Raw genomic sequence first — 18,809 nt, 5'->3', positions numbered from 1 at the left:
ACTACTGTGCAATCATTTTTGGTTTTAATTCATCAGGCGCTGCTTTGGTAAACGCATCCCACACCAGTTTTGATGGCGTGGTGGTTAATTCCCTTATCAAATTTATATCAACAGACCGGGTTGGTGCAAACGCATTGCTGAGCATATATTTTTGCAGGCTGTAAAATAATTGCGAGGCGGCCGGCTTGCCTGGCATTGCTGCAGATAAGTCGGCACTGCTTACCATGATCTTTCCATTGCCACATTTTGCTTCAAACAACATGGCCAGCCTGCGGTTCATGAACCAGGTATCAATGCTGCGTACCAGGGGAGTAAAATCTTTCGGAAAATTTTCCAGGTGCATCACCTGCGCCCTGTTCACTATCTCCCACCATTGCAGGTTGCTGTAATAGCTGGTGGGGAATGCCGCAAAGGCCGGATTTTTTTCATCCACCAGGATACCGAGTGTATGCGGTGGCCGCATTTTAAACCAGGATGTATTCCAGAATACCGGCGTAAAATATTGCACTACTTCTTTTCCCTTTATAATTTTACCGGCAAGGTTTAAAAATACTTTGCCGCCCTTATCTAAAACAGCAGCTGCTTTTGCATCTAATGTATCGGTGTAATAAACAGAGGTATTATCCAATGCCGGTAATGTTTTCGGATATACCCAGACATCCCAGTTGTTTTCAATATTTGTTTTGTTAATGGTTACCTGCAAGGATAGCTGCTGTGCCTCCGTAATTTTTAAAAGCGGAATAGTAATGATACCAATGCCGGTATTTTTGCCTGTCGGAATGTTTTGCGCCGCAAATTTTCCTTCGGTAAAAAGAGTGCCGTTACTATTCACCAGTTTCCAGCTCACCACGGCATTATTAAAATCATTTTTCCCGTAGTGATAAATTTCCACTGCAGCCTGTAAGTTTTCATCGTTGGTGTATACAAATTTCGATGTGCGTATCAGCGGTACCGTAACATTGCAGAACTGTTTGAATTGCTGTGGCGATGTATATCCCTTCTCTTTCCAGAAAGCATTGAGTGTGCCTACAATGGCTGAACCCTGTCCCGGAAAATCCTGCAAGCCCAGCAACTGAAAACCGCCAAGGCCTGGTGTGCGTAGTGATTTTTCTGTTTCGAATTTGTAACAAAGTGTTTGCAATTTTCCTGAGGCCATTAAAAATTTTTCTGCAAGATCCTGCATGCCATTTTCTGTAAGGTCCTGCTGAAACATTTCAAAATTCTTTGCACGGTAATTACCGGTGTATTGTTTAATCTCTTTAAAATCGGGGAATACACACCATTGACCCTGCTCGTGTGTTACATAAGGCATGCTGAATGCTGTAATAAAGCGATGGTAGTCAGAATCACTTTCGGGCATACGGTTATTCCAATCTAATCCCCTTGCGCCTGATTTTATCATGTATTCATTTTCCGGAACCAGTGGCCAGCTCATAGCAACAGAAGCACCGGTGTACAGCCTGCGGTTATCCAATGCTTTAAAATGAAAAATAAAATCCTTTAAATATTTTGCCTGGTTTCTTCCCGCAGGTTCGTTACCGGCGGCCAGCATGGCGAATGACGGATGATTGCCATAACGCTGCAACATTTTTTCTGCTTCATCATAAATGTATTTGTCGATAAATCTTCCATCGCCGAGTGATGTACCATGGTTGGGCCATGAATCCACTTCGGGCTGCAAATAAAAACCTTCACGGTCTGCAGCATCAAAGGCGGCTTCGGGCGGGCACCAGGAGTGAAAGCGCATGTGATTCAACCCATGTGCTTTGGCTGTGGCAAATATTTTTTGCCATGCTGCAATATCAGTTGGCGGAAAACCTGTTAACGGAAATTCACAGTTGTTTACTGTACCCCGTAAAAAAGTTCTTTGCCCGTTGATGGTAAATTGGGTGCCCTCAATACCAAAGGCACGCATTCCAAATTGTGTGCCGGCTTTACTGATGCCATTTGTAACAGAAAAAACAGTGGCATTAAGATCGTACAATGCCGGATCAAACTCACTCCACAACAACATTTTATTGGTCATTGGCAAAAGCAACTCCAGTACGGTATCACCCTTTGCAACAGCAACGGTTTTTGTAAATACTACCCTGTGCATTGTTCTGGTGTTAAATGACTTTGCTATTAGTGCAATGCTAACAGTGGCATTATCATTTGTGGTATTGGCTACGGTAAGTAATACTTTAGCTGTTTTATCTTTTATACCAGGGTACACCTGTACATTTTTAATATACACTTTCCGCTCAGCCCTTAATTCCATTTTACCAATGATACCGTTCCAGTTGCCCTGTGTATGATCTGTTACGCTATGTGAGTCGGGGCCCACATTCATGTCTTTAATGCGGTTATCCAGCCTTATGGTTATGCGGTGTTTACCAGGCTGTAAAAATGCCGTACAATTGTATTCGTGTGCCGTAGCCAGGCTGTTTTGTGTACCAATTTCTTTTCCATCTATCCACACGGTTGAAATAGTATGTACCCTTTCTAAAAACAATTGTACATTTTGTTTATTCCAGCTGGCCGGAATAATAAATTCCTTGCTGTACCAGGCCGGCCCAACATAATATTTATTAGGTGTTAGCCAGAACGGGAAATGTAAATTACCCGGCTCACGGTATTTGGCAAGGCGTGGCATAAAGTACCAGCTGCTGTCGTAAATACTTCCTGTCCACCTGGTATCAATAGTAAGCTCATTGCCTTTATTATTGCTTAACATTGAACCCGGCAATAAAACCGTTTGATTGAATTTTTGATTGAACCATTGCTCTTTGATACCCACATCGGTACTATCCATCTTAAATTGCCAACGGCCTGCAAGCGAAATCGTTTGCGCACCGGTGTTATAAACCTGAAAGACCACTGCAATAGCAATGGTCATTTTTATAAAAATATTTTTTCCCCTTTTTCTTTTCATCAAAATAACTTTTCGTTTCCCTTCTTACTCTATTTACATTATAAACTCTATTTGCTTTATTTATTTAATATACTTAACCAATCCACATTTCGGTAATTCTTTAATCCCTTTTACAATTGAAGCAGCATTAATAGCAGCGCCTTCTCTTGAAGTATGCGTATGCTCATTAGGAAATAATGGTTTTACTGCTTCCTGCCCCATAGCGTCGTAAGTATCAGCAGTGATCGTATTCAGATCGATAAAGAAAGCGCCTGTTGATTCCGCCGTTTGCTTTGCCCACAAACCATAACCTGTACCATTGTAACGAACTACTTTACCATCTTTCCAATCATTGCGTGGAATGGGTGAACAAATAAAAACAGTAGCCCCTTTTGTTTTAGCATCGTTTACAAATTTTGATAAATACCACCCGTAGGTATGCACCACTTCCTGCTGTTTGGTAATGGGGTTATAAATTTCTCTTGCAGAATCACCTACGCCTTTTATTGTACCTCTTGCTCTTGCGGTATCATCCAGCGGACTGCTGTCGTTATGCCCGAATTGCAGAATAACATAATCGCCTTTTTCAATTTTTGCCACTACCTTATCCCATAATCCTTTGGTTAAAAACGTACGGCTGCTGGTGCCGCCCAAAGCATCATTCTCTAACTTTATTTTTGTGGTATCAAACAGCGGCGCCATCAGGTCGCCCCAGCCCCACATGTTACCACTGCCATCGCCTTTACCATTTTTAACCGTGCTGTCGCCCACAAAAAACAAAGTAGGTTTTTTATCGGCTTTTCTTAAAATAATAAATGAAGACAATAAAATGACAACAATTACTAAAAGGAAATTAATTTTTTTATTGGTGAACATGAGCTTAATTTTTTTGCAGTAAATAATTATTTAATCCAAATGATTTTAATAAGCGAATACCTTCTGTTACAGACGCTGCATTGATGGTGGCACCGGCTTCGTTGGTATGTGTATGATCGCCGGGGAAGAATTCTTTTACCTTGTCGGGCCCCATGGCATCGTATTTATCTGCCGTGATTGCATTCAGGTCAATAAAAGCCACACCTTCGCTTACGGCTACTTCCTTAGCCCATTTGCCATAGTCATTATCCGCTCGTTTTACTTTACCGTCTTTCCATTCATTTCTCGGTATCATTGATGCTACTGCCGGAATTGCACCTTTAGACCTGGCATCCTGTATAAATTTACGGATGTACCACCCATAGGTATGTACAATTTCTTTGGTACTGTCCGGCCATATCAATTCCACTGTTTCTTCACCCGTGCCTTTTAAAACACCACGATATCCTGCCTTACCGGTATCGGGTTTACTACCTTCATTGTGCCCGAACTGCATGATGAGATAATCCCCTTTTTTAATGGTACTCATTACTTTCTCCCAGCGTTTTTCTTTAATAAAGGTTCTTGTGCTTCTTCCTGCCATTGCCTGGTTGGAAATGCTGAGTTGTGTGGTATCAAAAAAGTCAGCGATCTTTTCGCCCCAGCCGCATTGGGGGCGATTGGTATTTCTTACCGTTGAATCACCAATGATGTAGAGTGTTGGTTTTTCTTTTTGTATAAATAAAAAAGAACTCAACGTTACCAATGCAACCAGGTAAACAATTGAATTTACCGATAAATATTTTTTGCTCATAGTCATTATTTTTTATTTGATCACTTAAAAATTTCATGCTGGGCTAAAGCCCCTTAATAAGCTTTTGTATTGCCCCGGGCTTAAGCCCTATTGCTCTTGCACTGCTCCGTGTTAAATTTTTCATTAGTATTTGTGCAAAGCAAATTCAAAAGGCAAATGCAAAACAAAATCCAGGAATTACTTAAAACAACGATTTTATCTTTAATTTTTTACATTTATCGTTACAGCGGCACTCTTTAATTCATCTGATGATGCAGTTATCTTTATCGCTCCCATATCTGCATTTGCTTTAATGATGGCAATACATTTTCCTTTAAATGCCCATCTTTCTTTACTGAGATAATTTTCTGAACCAGACAGATCTGCATTATCTACAGCAGCAATTACACCGGCGCCTTCTGCAGTGAATTTTATTTTGTTGATCGCATTTAAACAAGGTAAGCCATTTTCGTCTGTTACCGTTGCTGTAACATATACCACATCATCCCAGTTATTAGCAATGGTATTTCTTTCTGTTGTTAATACAATTTTTGCAGGATTGCCTGTAGTAGTGAGCTCCTGTTCTGCCACAACTTTACCGGCATTTTTGGCAACCGCTTTTAATGTGCCCTTATGAAAATTGATGGACCAGTTTCTTGGTGAAGCATTGTCAGCAGGCCTTGGTTGTACACCAACTGAAGTACCGTTTAAAAATAATTCCACTTCATCACAATTGCTGAACACCTGTATTTTTGCTTCATCGTAAGTATCAATATCTGTCGGGCTCCAGTCGCTCACCCATGCGCCTGCACCTGCATTGCCTTCTTTACGCATTACATATACCATTGGTTTTTCGCTCCACCAGCTTTGGCGTTGGTAACCTACATCTCTTATACCACCTGTTTTATCGAGTAAACCGGAACCATGCGCCACTTCAGGCCAATCTGCTTCTCCTAAATAATCAATACCCGTCCATAAAAATTGTCCTGCCATATAAGGTTTATCTCTTAACGGGATCCATGCGGCCTGCTCTAAACGGTTCTCTGTTCCGATCACTTTCCAGTTGGGATTTTTTTCGTGTGCGGCTACCAGTTCGTTCTCCCTGTAATTCTGTCCCACTACATCCATTGTATTGGCAAAACCATTATTATACACTTTTGACAATGCAGGGCGGAACAGCGCCATTGTAACCGGCCTTGTTCCATCAAGAGAATGCACAAGGTCCTGCTGCATTTTATATTTTCTAAAACCGGTGGAATCATTCAGGTTGTCATGTATCTCGTTACCGATACTATAAATTACAATAGAAGGATGGTTACGGTCACGCTGCACAATATCCCTGGTATCTCTCTCCCACCAATCGGTGAAATATAAGTTGTAGCCTTTTTCTGCATGGCTCTTCGCTGCATTCCAGGTATCAAAGGTTTCATCCATTACCAGAAATCCCATTTTATCACAAAGGTCTAAAAACTCCGGTGCCACTGCATTGTGTGAGGTGCGGATACCATTCACACCCAGGTCTTTCAATGCCTGTAAGCGCCTTACCCAGGCTTGTAACGGAACGGCAGCTCCTAGTGCACCTGCATCATGATGCAGGCAAACACCTTTTATTTTTACCTGTTTTCCATTAATAGAAAAACCGGTGTTGGCATCAAATTTTATTTCACGTATGCCAAATGAATTAGTAACTTCATCCACTGTTTTTTTATTAGAAACAATTGATGTAACCACTTTATACAATTGCGGATGATCTGCATCCCACAAAGCCGGCTGATTGATGAACGGGCTCATGATAACCGTTTGTGATTCTCCTGATTTAAGCTCCTGGCGGCTTTCGGCAGTACCAGCTACTTTACCATCAGGCGAAATAATACTGGCAGAGAGTATATATTTTTGTGCCGATGCGGTTTGATTAGTAACGGTTGTTTGAATATTTACAGTAGCTTTTGCAGCCGTAACATTTGCGCTATTAACAAATGAGCCCCAGTGCTGTATGTGCAGGGGATTTATAACGGACATGCGTACATGCCTGTAAATACCTGCACCGGTGTAATAGCGTGAAGCAGGCTGAATTGTATTATCAGCTCTTACAGCAATTACATTTTTCTTTCCGCCAAAATTTAAATGGCCGGTCAGTTCATATTCAAAACTGGCGTAACCGTTGGGGCGCTTACCCAAATGAAACCCGTTGATCCATACATCGCTGTTGGCCATCACACCATCAAATTCAATAAAAGCCAGTTGCCTGGCAGTGGCTTCATCTACTGTAAATGTTTTACGATACCACCCTACGCCACCGGGCAAATACCCGCCGCCTCTTCCTGTAGTATTATTCCTGTCGTAAGGCCCTTCAATACTCCAGTCGTGCGGCACATTTAAGGAACGCCATGCAGCATCATTAAAATCAGTTTGCTCTGCGCCTTGGGCATCTTCACGAATAAATTTCCAGTCGGTATCAAAAGGAATTATTTTTCTTGATTGCTGAGCGTTAACCACCAGCAATAAAAAAAAACTTGCAACAGCCAGGCAAATACGATAAATATTTTTTTTACTTTGTAGCATTTTTTTAATTGTATTTCTTAAATGCTCATAATACCTGAATGGTTTAATTATTACCATTCAGACATTGAGGACATTTAGATTTTATTATTGGATTCATTTCTTTTTTATAATTACAATATTCGGCTTCGGTGGTTGCGGCATATCCTGCCCCATAAAGAAACTGGTATGCGGTGGTTGGTTGTAGGCCACATTCTGCCACACAATACTCAACCTGTATTGCGGGTCCTGCATCAGTGTATAAAATTTTTTTGCTGTTGGAATGGTGGTTGTAAAAATGCGGAGCTCTTTACTGTCTCTTGTACGGCAAATTAATTCCTCTCTCCAGTCGCCAAACAAATCTGCCGATAAACAAGGATTTGATTTGGTACCGTTATTACTCACACAATCAAAATTTCTGCCATCGAATAATGTTTTGGTTTTGCTGCTGTCGTATATCCATTTGCTGATGTTAACACCATTCAGTACTTCACTCAGCACATCTCCATCCCAGAAGATGCCCATATTACAAGCCGGTGTTTTTTCTGAAATGGTATTGCCCTTATTATCAAACATACCGGTAATACCTGCACCCGCCACCCAGCATTCAAAACCGGGATAACGAGGGTCCACATCCAGTGCCAGCGCCCTGCCCGGGCCCTCGCCATCGCCACCCGCTTTTACCGAAGCTTTTTTCCAGATTACATCGCCTGTACGGGCGTCACGGAAGTTGGCACCGGCATCATCAAAACGTTCCTGGATACTGAACACTTCCAAACCAGGCCGGGAAGGATCGAGATCACTCACGTGTAACGCATCCGCATGCCCGATACCAGTACTGTACAACCCTTTGCCATTATCATCAATCGTCATTTGCCCGTATACAATTTCATCTTTGCCATCGCCATCCACATCTGCAACGGTTAAGTTGTGATTACCCTGGCCGGCAAATTTTTTATTGCCTTCGTCATTACTGTCAAATACCCAGCGCTTTTTTAATTTGCCGTCTACCAGGTCCCATGCAGCTAAAATAGTACGGGTATAATAACCACGGCACATCACCAGACTCGGATGCACACCATCCAGGTAGGCTACACAGGCTAAAAAACGATCCATACGGTTACCATAGCCATCGCCCCACACTGCTTTTAATTCATCAGTAGTAGGATTAAATTTTGCATGACGTGGTGGTGTATACTCTGTTGTATTAATGATCTCGCCGGTTAATCCATTAAATACCGTTAAATATTCCGGCCCCGATAAAATATATCCCTTCTCGTTGCGCCAGTCTTTGGTAGAATCACCAATTACATTGCCTTTTCCATCCATACTGCCATCGGCCGTCTTCATCGCAATTTCTGCTTTACCATCGCCATCTAAATCGTACACCATGAATTGTGTGTAGTGAGCACCTTCACGAATATTTTTTCCTAAATTGATCTGCCATAAAAAAGTGTCGTTCAATTTATAAGCCTGCAAGATCGGGGGATCGGTTAGCCCGGCCTGCGAATTATCGTGTGCCCGTCCTGTTAAGTGAATAATAATTTCATATTCGCCGTCGCCATCCAGGTCACCTACTGATGCATCATTGGCAGAATAGCCTTCCGGCGTGCGCAGGGGAATAGATAAATAGGGCTTTGCCAACGCCGGCACTGTAAATTTTTCTGAAGCCGTTAATTCTTTCCCCTTTACCACCGGCGTTACAAAATAAGTGTAGGCTTTAGTGCTGTCAGTTTTTTCATCCACATAATGGGTGAATGCATCAACAGGTTTTTTATTCAGCTTTCTAAGTTTTTCATTGGTGGCTGTGCGGTATACATTAAAGCCAATATTATCATCATCGGTTACCAATAACCTCCAGCTGATAAAAATATTGCCTTTGCCATCTGGCACTGCTACCACACCACGATTCAAATATTCCATTTGCCTTTGTGCAACAGCAGCCATGCCACAAAAAATTGCAATGATTGCTATAAGTGATTTTCTTTTCATACATTTTTTTTGAAACTACTGCGTAGTTTTTTGTTGCCACGGATTACACAGATTAAATACACTCAATCCGTGTAATCCGTGGCTAGTTTTTTTTGCTTCGTAGCAGCAATTTTTATCACAGTCCCGTTCTAAACGGCACTGCCGGTAATCCTTCGCTGTTCACTAAATTGGGTTGTGCTTTTTCATCCCATGCAAAGCGAACATATTTTGGTTTCTTCAACCCCTCTGCATACACTATTACTATATCACCATCTGTGGTTGCTTTTGCAGGCACAAATTTTCCATCCCTGCCGGCAATTTCAAACCAGCTTAATGCGTTGCTGCCATCACTGCTCATCAGTTTGGTGCCGTGGTGGCTGAAGCTGATAAAAATATTTTTCCTGTTTTTTTTCATGCCTGCAAACACAGGCCCCGAAATTTCTTTTTGTTCAATATGATAGTCTTTTTGCAAAGCCCATAGTGCCAGCCTTCTGCCTACGATCCATTTGTAAGAGGGATGAATATTACTTAACTCGTCTACCAGGTCGGTTGTAACTACCATACCGGTATTTTTTATATGTAAACATCTGGTTTGCGCTTCCCAAAATTCCGGCAACAGCGTTGCACTGTGTTTTTTAGCATCTTTTCTTGCGGTATATAAATACGGTGCCACCTGCACATAATAAAACGGGAGTGCATCATTTTTAAATAAGTTGCGCCAGGTGTTTACCAGTAATTCAAACTTTATGGAATAAGTTTCCTGGTCTTCCACCATGGCATTGCTTTCGCCCTGGTACCACAGTACGCCTTTAATAGTAAAAGGTACCAATGGCGCTATCAATCCCTTGTGCATTTGCCCGGGGTGCATGCCATCAATTTTAAAATTGGGCGTAGTAGCCGAATCTTTAAATATTTCTGACCGGGCATAACTCCAGTCGGGTTGCCACTGCTCAATCCTTGTGCCGCCCCAGCTGGAAGAGATGATACCAATGGGCACTTTTGTTTTTTCGTAAATGTCTTTGGCAAAAAAGTAGCCGATAGCAGAAATATATCTTACCAGGGTATCATTGCCATCAATCCAGCCCCTGGTGGGTAATACAGGAATTTTGTTCAGGTTCTTCTCCACATATAAATACCTTATTTCGCCGGGCTTTGTTTTGGTTAATTCCTGTTCGGCTTCGTCAATACCTTTTTTGGGAGCGCTGTATTTTTTTAACTTCCGGTCCAGCGGGTATTCCATATTGCTCTGGCCGCTGCAGAGCCATACATCTCCCACCAGGATATTATGGAGTGTAATAGTGGTGCCGCTTTGCACGGTTAAGCTTTGTGGTGAGGAAGCAACCTGCAATGGCGCCAGTACCAGCTGCCATTGGCCTGCACTATCTGCAATGGCTGTTTTTTGCTGGCCGGCAAATTGTACTGTTACCGTTTGCCCTGCTGCTGCTGCGCCCCAGATGGTTACAGGCGTTTCCCTTTGCAATACCATGTTATCAGAAAATGCTTCGGCAATTTTTAGCTGTGCGTTTGCCGTAGCGCCGGCCAGGCAGAGTATTATTATAAATAACGCTTTATTTATTGTAGCTAAGTTCATGCAGGACAATCGTTTTGCACCCACAATTTAGTTGATATAACAGCGGCTGCATCCTGTTGCATCCTGAGGATAAAATGATGTTTTGCGGCGACGGATTTTATTGAGGATGGCGTTGTGTGGAGATTTTTTGAAAAGGCTTGGGAAAAGGATAAGATAGCAGTGCATTCATCATCAGGAATAATTTTCTGCATAGCTGTTTTATGATTATTTTTAATATTTAAATTAAAACCCTGCATTTAAACCGAAGATTTTGTTCTTTTTGATTAAGTGTTACTTGGATAGTGAACAAGAGTTGGGAAATGCGGGAATTGTAAGCAAGCTTTAACCCTATCGAGGAAATGACATTTTTAGCAGCAGACGATTTTAGCCTTTCAATGGGATTGCTTTTGGGTATCCTTTTCTCCCTGACATTCTTGTGCGGAACAATTGTAGTAATAAAAATTGTGATCAAACCAAAGAGTAATGAAAATAGACTTCACCACATATTTTACACAGCAGTCACTTTGATTTTTTTTTATGATGGATTAAGAATCACATATAGAGAGTATAACCTGTTGTACAACTACTACTGGGTTGAGGGTACACTCATAGACAAGTGCTCTTCCAAAGGTTCAGGTCAGTCATATGAATTTGAGTATTATGTCGAGGGCAAACGATATACTAACTGCAATAGCTCAGGAAATGTGAAAAACATAAGATTCCCAAACGGGAAATACAAAGTCAGGGTTTCTACAAACGTACCTGGAAGTGGTCGCATTGATTACAATCAGGAAATAACTAATACTACTAATTTTGTGAGGTGAGCATTATTCAATCCAATTTGCCAACTGAGCCTGCACATAAAGGGTTTGCCGCAAGGCTCCCAGATGGAACAACAATCGGCTGTTGTATTACCCTCTGCTAATATCTGCATCACCGAATTCTATTTGGCTTTTTGTTGTTAACTTCAACCTTATATTTCCAACCAGGCCAGGTACTACCAAATGACTTTATGAATTCCGGTACACAGCAACCTCTTCCTGGTTGAGCAAAAATTAAAACAACTACTGTATGAACTGTAAAAAAATTATCCTTTTAGCGTTACTGTTTGGTATTGTTCAGCATACCTTTTGCCAGGATACTAAAAACAATAAGTGTGCTATAATGAAAAAAGGAAAATTTTTGTATTTAGATGCTGATGATAAGACCGCTTATATTGAGATGGACGGCAATTATCAAATTGAAAAAAGTGGTAAGACACCTTTTTACATAGAGTCTACAGTGGAATGGATAGATGATTGCTCCTATATTATGACCATGACCAAAATTACTGTCCCCGATTTTCCTTTTGGCCCGGGAGATAAAATGAAAGTGACCATAGATAAAGTGGATGGAAACATTATCTATTATACCTCTACAGTAAAAGGAACGTCCTGGAATGGCAGATTTAAAAGACTTAAAGGTTAAAAGGCGCTACATCAGTATCGGTTAAAGGCGTAACCAACTACAATATACTGTGTATATACAAGCTTTTAATAACCGGGAATAGCATCTGCATATCCTTTAAAAGCAGGATAAACAGGCTGCATTTTTATTTACCCCTTACCTTCCCTTATTTATTTTTTAAAATTATTTTGCAAAAAACTTGCGAAACCGAATAGTTGCACATATATTTGCAACCGATTAGTTGCGCAAGCAAAATTTTAAATATTATGAGACGAGACATTTTCCAGGCCATTGCCGACCCTACCAGGCGGGCCATCATTACTTTAATTGCTCTGCAGGCCATGACGCCGAATGCCATAGCCGATAATTTTAACACCACCCGGCAATCGGTTTCCAAACACCTGCGCATACTTACCGAATGCGAACTGGTAAAACAGCAACAAAAAGGAAGGGAAATATATTATTCACTTGAAATTGAAAAAATGAAAGAGATCGATAAATGGATTGACCAGTTCAGAAAAATCTGGGAGATCAGGTTCAACCAACTCGACAATGTATTAGCAACAATTAAAAAACAAAAAAAATGACAAACCATTTGCTATTTGATTTTACAGTTGATAAATCAACAAAAACAGTATTTATAACCAGGCAATTTGATGCCGAACTTTCGTTGGTATGGGATGCTTTTACCAAAGCAGAATTGATTGACCAATGGATTGCACCAAAGCCCATGATCGCAAAAACAAAATACCAGGATTTTAAAGTGGGTGGCAAAAGATTTTATGCGATGATAAGTCCTGACGGTAATGAGCGCTGGGCACTGCAGGAATATACTTCCATTACCCCGAAGACAAATTTTAAAATGAAAAATGCCTTTGCAGACAAGGATGAAAACCCTGAGTTACATGGTTCTGAATGGGACCATACTTTCAGCGAACAAAACGGTACCACAACAGTAAGCATCTCTATTTACAATGAATCTCTTGAAAGATTAGAAAGAATACTGGAAGGCTTTACACAGGGCATGAAAATGTCGTTGAGCAACCTGGAAAATCTATTGGCAACTTTATCACAAAAATGATCTCCGTTTTCAAAACATCTGTAAAAACCAACCTGCAGGTAAAGCAGCTTAAACCGCATATTGATAGCCTGCTGCCAAACGCAACCTGGAATTTTGACCTTACAGACTGTGATAAAATTTTACGTATTGACGGCGAAGACAATGTTGTTTTGAAAATAATTGATCTGCTAAACCGCCATAACTACTATTGCGAGGAGTTAGAATAACAAACAAACAATTAAACAATCTAAAAAATAAAAATTATGCCACTTATCAATCCACACATTAACTTCAACGGCAATGCCGAAGAAGCATTTACCTTTTACAAATCAGTATTTGGCGGAGCATTTGCAAAAATTATCCGCTTTAAAGAAATTGCCAGCGCTGAGTTCCCGGTATCGGAAAAAGAAGAAAATAAAATCATGCATATTGCATTACCCATCGGCGGTAATATGCTAATGGGCAATGATGTTCCGGAAATCATGGGCAAAACAAATGAAAATGAGAACAGGAGTAAAATTGTAATCAGTGCAGCAAGTAAAGCAGAAGCAGACAAATTATTTAACGGGCTTTCTGCAGGAGGACAAATAGAAGGGCCAATCGGTGATAGTCCATGGGGTACGTATTTTGGTTGTTTCAGAGATAAATACGGTATTGAATGGATAGTGGAATTTGATGCCGGCAATAACTTAATATAAAGACATGATGAGAAAAATAATTGTGTTATCAATGATTTCAATAGATGGAGTAATGCAGGCACCCGGTGGGCCAAAGGAAGATGTATCAGGCGGTTTTAAATATGGCGGCTGGAGTGCACCGTATGGTGATAAAGCCGGAGGAAAAGTGGTGCAAAAAGAATTGCAGCAACCGGCTGATTATCTTTTGGGCAGCAAAACATTTGAGCTATGGGCCGCTTACTGGCCTGATCATGGAGACTTCTGGCCCCGTATTAATGAAGGTACCAAGTACGTATTTTCTAAAAGCCTGAAAAAGCAGGACCCGGTTATTGCCGGATGGAAAAACTCGGTAGTGATAAAAAACCTGGCCGCCATTAAAAAACTTAAACATTCAAAAGGCGCCGATATACAGGTTTGGGGTAGCAGTAAGCTTGTTCAACTGCTGTTTAAACATGACCTTGTTGATGAACTCAGGCTTAAAATTCATCCCCTGACTTTAGGTAAAGGAAAAAAACTTTTTGATAATGGTGCAATCCCGGCTGCATTTACCTTAACAGAAAGCATGGTTACATCAACCGGGGTTATTATTGCCGCTTACAAGCGGGCGGGAAAGGTTACAACAGGTACGAGTGGAACTTAAAAAGTAATAAAACTGGTAAAGCATTACGTCATTGCGTATTCCCGCTCATAAAACTTTGCTTACTGCTTCATTGCCGCAAAATATGTAGCATCTACCAGGTGCAACAGGCTGTTGATATGCCGCCCGGTACAATACATAGGCAAATAAAAACAGGCTTCCCCTTGGGAAGCCTGTAAAAAAATGATGCCCGTAAGTTTACCGCCTGTACCCATTGCGCAAATAAAAATCATTGTATTCGTAATTGTTGGAAATACCCAAATAAGAATCATCATAATTATGATATTGGGTAATGGTATACGAGCTTTGCCCCGCAGTGAGGGTATAACTGGTTTCTGAGTAAGAATAGTTGTTTGTACCCGAGCCATGATACGATGACAAACTGTGCCGGATATTCGCAGTTTTGGTTACAGAAAGTATTGCAGGCGTTGTATGCGACGCATCTGCCCAAAAATTAATCACCACATCCCCGTATTCATCAAAGTCTTCGCCGTTAGGATTGTGATAAGAATATGTAGGTACAAGATCTACAGACGCAAACGGCGGTCCGTACAAAAATGCTGCTGATTCTATATCTCCGGCAGAAAGTACGGTAGATGTACCCCATGTGGTTCCATTTAACCTTGTCATAACCGGGGTAAACGGATCAAACACAAAGTTGGGATCAAAGATGAATGAAGGATACAGCATGATGGAGTTAAAATCGAAAGTACCCAGGTCAGCTCCCGGTATACCCTGCTGTGCGTATGTTAAAAAGTTGAACTGCATTGCCGGCCGTATATTGGCCCAATTCACTACAATCTCATTATCCCGATCTGCTCTCGACTGTTCATGAAAAAAACCTATGGCATGCCCGATCTCGTGAATGGCAGAACTTCGGTTAACCGTTGTAGCAAGGTTGATTACCTGGCGCCCATTTTGCCGGCCCACATATGAATTGTTGACTGTACTCGGCATGAATTCAATGTAATTACCATCAGATTGCCTTGGTACAATATCCAGCGATGATACTGCCCGCCAATCGGCAATTGCATCCAGGATGGTGTTACGGTCTGCAGCAGAAAAACCGGCATTAATAACATACGCCACACGGCCCAGTTCCCAGTTCCTGGCAACGTCGGAAGTAAAGGTTCGTTGCTGGCCACTGTTATTTGCCTTAATGATCTCCAATTGTGCAAGCGATAATATAATATCGCCGTCAAGATAGTAGGTAGAGTCTTTTTGCAACAGCGATAGCGTTTTCCCGTTTTGAAAATGAATGTCAGTGGGCAGTGCATCTTTTGGAAAAAAGGCAACAGCTGTTGCTTTGTTACCCGTTGCTGAATCAGTTGAAGTGATGGCGGGTTCGTTCTTTTTACAGGAAGAATAAAAAATTGTTACAGCCATAACCAGGAGCAAAGATTGCTTTTTCATAAGGAAAGTTTTAGGTTAAAAAAAAATATTGGCTGGAAGGAGATTATCGGGCAGATGCACAAAGTAAACATTTTATTTAAAAAAAGAAATAGCCGAAAGTTAAATTATTGTTTCGTGTAAAAATTAAAATAAGGCCTTCGTTATTTTACAAGTGCCGAAGCTCCATAATTACCGGGAGCTTTTATAGCTGTTACAGCATAGATACACGGGTGGTTGGTATGCCAATGCTCATTAACTTTGCTTTAATACAAACAATAGCCCACTTTGATGAGAAAATTGTTTTTAATAAAGAAGCCAATATTTTGACAGCCCGGGAAATTATAACAAATAAAGAAATTATCTACCAGTGCGCAAAAGCATTCAGAACCGATGCAAATACCTTAATGCTTGCACTTGCACGGGAATTTGATTTTAGCATAGACGATTGCGGAGCATGGCCATCAAGTGTATATAACACGAGTCATAACAATAAAGGAATACTAAACCGGGAATGGACCTTTTACCTGCATGGATCTCATTGCCGTTTTGATAATCTGCATACAGGACAGGCTGTTGAGGTACTTTATACAGAGAAACCGGAGTTTGGTATTTTAAATGGATTTTTCTTTTATAAGTATATGCAGACAACAGAAGAGTTTAAAGGACTTGCCGCCAGGTTTATTGATTACCTGAATGTTTATAAGGCCATTGATATATTGTGCAAAGAAGATATCCTCACAAAAATTCCGGGTAACGGACCGACTAGCTACATTATTGCCTTGTAAGCAAGCGCCTGACATTACTATTGTAATAAGTAAATTTTAAAATTTCCTGTATAACTTCAACAAAAGTTATACATTTAATTTCCGTTCCGGCAAACAGTTGGCAAGTCCCCGACTGTAAAGAACATCAGCCGCAATGATTTAATACCCTTATAATTTCTAACCATAAAAATCTCTATTATGAAACTGATCCCCCTCCTCGTAACCGGTCTTTTATTTTTTACCACCCATCTTTACAGCCAGGATTTTGAGGTACCTAAAGGCTATCAATTGAAAAACGCTGCAGATTATACCCGCTATGAAAAAGATATTATTGCAGCCGCCAAATGGCTAAAAAAAACGCCATTAAGTGAGCAGGCTGACAAACGAAAAGAAGTAGGTGCTTTTGTAATTTCATGGGTTAACGGAAGTCCTACTGTTAATGTGGAGATCAATCCTACGATCATGGACTTTGAAAAAAAGAATGAAGGCATGCTCCTTTTGTACATGGCCTTTTCAGCAAAATATGTTTTGGAAAACAATTATTCCAAAGACATGCGTGCAAAACATAAAGCCGCATTGCATGATATGATCAGTGTATATCAATCGGGCAATGGCATTAAGAAGGATAAAAAAATGGAAAAACTTATTAAGAGTGATGAGGATGGAAAGTTAGATGAGTGGTTAAGTGAAAATTTAAAAGTGAATACAAATTAATATTGTAGCCAGGCATGACCTGGCAATATTCCTGTTTGAATGTATTTACATTATTTGAAGCAATTGATTAATCCCCGGCTGATTCAACTTTTAGCCCGGCTTAAACTATGTGTATGCGTTATTTCTTTTTGATACTCATTGGCTTTTATTCCTGTAAAGGAAATGAGCAGAAGATTTTACTCAATAAGGATAAAATAAAAATAAACGGAGTCCCATTCGTTCAGGCAGCAGGAGCATCAGTGAACGCTGATTCCTCTTATACAAAATCGCCTGGCACCTGTTGCTATTTATCCTGTGATAGTTGCAAATACATGCTGATAAAAGGTACCTGGAGAATAAAAGATTCTGATTCTTTATATTTTTCTTCAATAGATATCGTCTCCAACTCTGTTTTGTAAATTGACCAGCACCCTGTAGATGCTCAATCAACTTTACAACAATTGGAAGACATTTTTAAAACATATGACAGCGAGCTGTTGGACTGGAAATCAGAAAATAAAAAAGTATTTGCTGTAAAAACAAACGACAATTGCCAATTACATTTCAGATTTGAAAATGGAAAACTTAAAGAAGTTGTATATGGAACATTCATTTATTTTTAACGAGGCCGGCGCTTCGCCATTGCTGCATTAATACCAGGTAAATTTTATTTTATGAACATTAATTTAATTTCATGGTTATATAAAAATGATAGTGAGGAAGAGATTTTAAATTCCGGATTAAAAATTTTTCGTGCCAACTATCTTGATAGCAAAGCCACCTTTGTAAAGCTTAAAAAAAGATACCCCGGCACAGCGCCTGAAATTATAGCCGCACATGTGCAGGAATGTGAAAAAGCAAATACATACGCCACCGGCCTGGTAGAAATGGCCGCAGCAGCAATTGAGACCGCAAAAAAAAGAAGCTTACCCGTCAATACAGCATTCCGGCAACAGTTTGATGCACAAATGAAAGCTGCATTTCCCTGGGTGAATGAGTATAATTTATCGTCGATATACAAATGGGCATGCTACGGATTATTGTTTGATGATTGAAAATGTTAATTGGTGCGCCAGATGAATAAAAAAAAGAAGTTTTAAATTACACTACAACGGCCTGTTATTTAAAAGCAATTAAAACCATTTACATGTTCCTCCCATTAAAATATGGCATTGCAAGAACCCCGATAGGTGTTGGCGAATACTTAATTAAATGCCCGTCGTGCGAAACGCATCAATGGGCAGAGCTATTGGTATCAGGTGTTTATTCGCATGTGTGGTTTATCCCTATCATGCCCAACGATAAAGATGCGATGGTGGTGTGCAAAAAATGCGGTTTAAAAAGATATGGCGTACCATTTGATGCCAGGCTGATCAGCAACTATGATGATGTAAAAAAACTTTACCGGCACAAATTATTTACCTATACCGGGGCTATCATTATTGCATTCCCCTTTATACTCTGGTTATTGATTATAATCAGCCGTTGGTTATCTTAAGCCTGCCATTATCCTGCCGGTG

The 18,809-nt window shown here is 40.5% G+C and carries 19 protein-coding genes; 12 read left to right on the top strand and 7 right to left on the bottom strand.

Translation table 11 applies throughout. The features are described 5' to 3' along the window. Position 1 precedes the first annotated feature (1 nt). The 6 genes from ACYVM0_RS00380 to ACYVM0_RS00355 form a co-directional block, all read right to left on the bottom strand. Positions 2-2,914 carry an exo-beta-1,4-galactosidase gene (locus ACYVM0_RS00380; protein WP_460550760.1) on the bottom strand — a complete coding sequence of 971 codons (2,913 nt, stop codon included), beginning with the start codon at positions 2,912-2,914 and terminating at the stop codon, positions 2-4. Between the two features lie 60 nt (positions 2,915-2,974). Continuing rightward, positions 2,975-3,769 (bottom strand): rhamnogalacturonan acetylesterase, encoded by a 795-nt coding sequence (locus tag ACYVM0_RS00375; RefSeq protein WP_460550757.1) that lies wholly within the window; start codon positions 3,767-3,769, stop codon positions 2,975-2,977. Positions 3,770-3,773: 4 nt separating this feature from the next. Beyond that, a complete protein-coding gene (locus ACYVM0_RS00370; RefSeq protein ID WP_460550754.1) occupies positions 3,774-4,562 on the bottom strand; it encodes a rhamnogalacturonan acetylesterase in 789 nt (262 codons plus the stop codon). A gap of 201 nt (positions 4,563-4,763) precedes the next feature. Next, positions 4,764-7,103 (bottom strand): glycoside hydrolase family 2 protein, encoded by a 2,340-nt coding sequence (locus ACYVM0_RS00365; protein ID WP_460550751.1) that lies wholly within the window; start codon positions 7,101-7,103, stop codon positions 4,764-4,766. Positions 7,104-7,196: 93 nt separating this feature from the next. Further along, positions 7,197-9,071, bottom strand: a complete 1,875-nt coding sequence (locus ACYVM0_RS00360; protein WP_460550748.1) for a rhamnogalacturonan lyase — start codon at positions 9,069-9,071, stop codon at positions 7,197-7,199. Between the two features lie 115 nt (positions 9,072-9,186). Further along, positions 9,187-10,641, bottom strand: coding sequence for a sialate O-acetylesterase (locus tag ACYVM0_RS00355; RefSeq protein ID WP_460550745.1), 1,455 nt, complete (start codon positions 10,639-10,641; stop codon positions 9,187-9,189). A 338-nt stretch (positions 10,642-10,979) separates the two neighbouring features. Between ACYVM0_RS00355 and ACYVM0_RS00350 the strand changes: the two genes are divergently transcribed. The 7 genes from ACYVM0_RS00350 (at position 10,980) to ACYVM0_RS00320 (ending at position 14,443) form a co-directional block, all read left to right on the top strand. After that, positions 10,980-11,444, top strand: coding sequence for a hypothetical protein (locus ACYVM0_RS00350; RefSeq protein ID WP_460550742.1), 465 nt, complete (start codon positions 10,980-10,982; stop codon positions 11,442-11,444). Between the two features lie 247 nt (positions 11,445-11,691). Next, positions 11,692-12,087, top strand: coding sequence for a hypothetical protein (locus ACYVM0_RS00345; protein ID WP_460550739.1), 396 nt, complete (start codon positions 11,692-11,694; stop codon positions 12,085-12,087). A 245-nt stretch (positions 12,088-12,332) separates the two neighbouring features. Further along, entirely contained in the window at positions 12,333-12,653 is a 321-nt protein-coding gene (locus tag ACYVM0_RS00340) for an ArsR/SmtB family transcription factor (RefSeq protein WP_460550736.1), read from the top strand. Continuing rightward, on the top strand, positions 12,650-13,147 hold the full coding sequence (locus tag ACYVM0_RS00335) for an SRPBCC family protein (protein WP_460550733.1): 498 nt from the start codon (positions 12,650-12,652) through the stop codon (positions 13,145-13,147). The genes ACYVM0_RS00340 and ACYVM0_RS00335 overlap by 4 nt, the downstream gene beginning before the upstream one ends. Then, positions 13,144-13,353 carry a hypothetical protein gene (locus ACYVM0_RS00330; RefSeq protein ID WP_460550730.1) on the top strand — a complete coding sequence of 70 codons (210 nt, stop codon included), beginning with the start codon at positions 13,144-13,146 and terminating at the stop codon, positions 13,351-13,353. The genes ACYVM0_RS00335 and ACYVM0_RS00330 overlap by 4 nt, the downstream gene beginning before the upstream one ends. 36 nt (positions 13,354-13,389) lie before the next feature. Beyond that, positions 13,390-13,824, top strand: a complete 435-nt coding sequence (locus tag ACYVM0_RS00325) for a VOC family protein (RefSeq protein WP_460550727.1) — start codon at positions 13,390-13,392, stop codon at positions 13,822-13,824. Positions 13,825-13,828: 4 nt separating this feature from the next. Continuing rightward, positions 13,829-14,443, top strand: coding sequence for a dihydrofolate reductase family protein (locus ACYVM0_RS00320; RefSeq protein ID WP_460550724.1), 615 nt, complete (start codon positions 13,829-13,831; stop codon positions 14,441-14,443). A gap of 195 nt (positions 14,444-14,638) precedes the next feature. On the opposite strand, the gene ACYVM0_RS00315 is transcribed toward ACYVM0_RS00320, so the two are convergent. Continuing rightward, a complete protein-coding gene (locus tag ACYVM0_RS00315) occupies positions 14,639-15,853 on the bottom strand; it encodes a M12 family metallopeptidase (protein ID WP_460550721.1) in 1,215 nt (404 codons plus the stop codon). 218 nt (positions 15,854-16,071) lie between these two features. On the opposite strand from ACYVM0_RS00315, the gene ACYVM0_RS00310 reads away from it, so the two are divergent. The 5 genes from ACYVM0_RS00310 (at position 16,072) to ACYVM0_RS00290 (ending at position 18,787) form a co-directional block, all read left to right on the top strand. Next, the gene (locus tag ACYVM0_RS00310; RefSeq protein ID WP_460556278.1) at positions 16,072-16,617 is read left to right on the top strand and encodes a DUF6896 domain-containing protein; all 546 of its coding nucleotides are present in this window, start codon (positions 16,072-16,074) and stop codon (positions 16,615-16,617) included. Positions 16,618-16,794: 177 nt separating this feature from the next. Beyond that, on the top strand, positions 16,795-17,310 hold the full coding sequence (locus ACYVM0_RS00305; protein WP_460550718.1) for a hypothetical protein: 516 nt from the start codon (positions 16,795-16,797) through the stop codon (positions 17,308-17,310). 113 nt (positions 17,311-17,423) lie between these two features. Then, positions 17,424-17,708: a hypothetical protein gene (locus ACYVM0_RS00300; RefSeq protein ID WP_460550715.1), complete on the top strand. Its 285-nt coding sequence runs from the start codon at positions 17,424-17,426 to the stop codon at positions 17,706-17,708. A 255-nt stretch (positions 17,709-17,963) separates the two neighbouring features. Further along, on the top strand, positions 17,964-18,344 hold the full coding sequence (locus tag ACYVM0_RS00295) for a hypothetical protein (protein ID WP_460550712.1): 381 nt from the start codon (positions 17,964-17,966) through the stop codon (positions 18,342-18,344). Between the two features lie 92 nt (positions 18,345-18,436). Beyond that, positions 18,437-18,787, top strand: coding sequence for a hypothetical protein (locus ACYVM0_RS00290; RefSeq protein WP_460550709.1), 351 nt, complete (start codon positions 18,437-18,439; stop codon positions 18,785-18,787). Positions 18,788-18,809: the final 22 nt, after the last annotated feature.

The sequence above is a fragment of the Ferruginibacter profundus genome, from assembly GCF_054783275.1.
This window is presented reverse-complemented; position numbering and strand designations above follow the sequence as displayed.

Bases quoted from the DNA above. Each gene is read 5' to 3' on its own strand.
- ACYVM0_RS00380 (WP_460550760.1), bottom strand. From the start codon at position 2,914: ATGAAAAGAAAAAGGGGAAAAAATATTTTTATAAAAATGACCATTGCT.
- ACYVM0_RS00375 (WP_460550757.1), bottom strand. From the start codon at position 3,769: ATGTTCACCAATAAAAAAATTAATTTCCTTTTAGTAATTGTTGTCATT.
- ACYVM0_RS00370 (WP_460550754.1), bottom strand. From the start codon at position 4,562: ATGAGCAAAAAATATTTATCGGTAAATTCAATTGTTTACCTGGTTGCA.
- ACYVM0_RS00365 (WP_460550751.1), bottom strand. From the start codon at position 7,103: ATGCTACAAAGTAAAAAAAATATTTATCGTATTTGCCTGGCTGTTGCA.
- ACYVM0_RS00360 (WP_460550748.1), bottom strand. From the start codon at position 9,071: ATGAAAAGAAAATCACTTATAGCAATCATTGCAATTTTTTGTGGCATG.
- ACYVM0_RS00355 (WP_460550745.1), bottom strand. From the start codon at position 10,641: ATGAACTTAGCTACAATAAATAAAGCGTTATTTATAATAATACTCTGC.
- ACYVM0_RS00350 (WP_460550742.1), top strand. From the start codon at position 10,980: ATGACATTTTTAGCAGCAGACGATTTTAGCCTTTCAATGGGATTGCTT.
- ACYVM0_RS00345 (WP_460550739.1), top strand. From the start codon at position 11,692: ATGAACTGTAAAAAAATTATCCTTTTAGCGTTACTGTTTGGTATTGTT.
- ACYVM0_RS00340 (WP_460550736.1), top strand. From the start codon at position 12,333: ATGAGACGAGACATTTTCCAGGCCATTGCCGACCCTACCAGGCGGGCC.
- ACYVM0_RS00335 (WP_460550733.1), top strand. From the start codon at position 12,650: ATGACAAACCATTTGCTATTTGATTTTACAGTTGATAAATCAACAAAA.
- ACYVM0_RS00330 (WP_460550730.1), top strand. From the start codon at position 13,144: ATGATCTCCGTTTTCAAAACATCTGTAAAAACCAACCTGCAGGTAAAG.
- ACYVM0_RS00325 (WP_460550727.1), top strand. From the start codon at position 13,390: ATGCCACTTATCAATCCACACATTAACTTCAACGGCAATGCCGAAGAA.
- ACYVM0_RS00320 (WP_460550724.1), top strand. From the start codon at position 13,829: ATGATGAGAAAAATAATTGTGTTATCAATGATTTCAATAGATGGAGTA.
- ACYVM0_RS00315 (WP_460550721.1), bottom strand. From the start codon at position 15,853: ATGAAAAAGCAATCTTTGCTCCTGGTTATGGCTGTAACAATTTTTTAT.
- ACYVM0_RS00310 (WP_460556278.1), top strand. From the start codon at position 16,072: ATGCCAATGCTCATTAACTTTGCTTTAATACAAACAATAGCCCACTTT.
- ACYVM0_RS00305 (WP_460550718.1), top strand. From the start codon at position 16,795: ATGAAACTGATCCCCCTCCTCGTAACCGGTCTTTTATTTTTTACCACC.
- ACYVM0_RS00300 (WP_460550715.1), top strand. From the start codon at position 17,424: ATGCGTTATTTCTTTTTGATACTCATTGGCTTTTATTCCTGTAAAGGA.
- ACYVM0_RS00295 (WP_460550712.1), top strand. From the start codon at position 17,964: ATGAACATTAATTTAATTTCATGGTTATATAAAAATGATAGTGAGGAA.
- ACYVM0_RS00290 (WP_460550709.1), top strand. From the start codon at position 18,437: ATGTTCCTCCCATTAAAATATGGCATTGCAAGAACCCCGATAGGTGTT.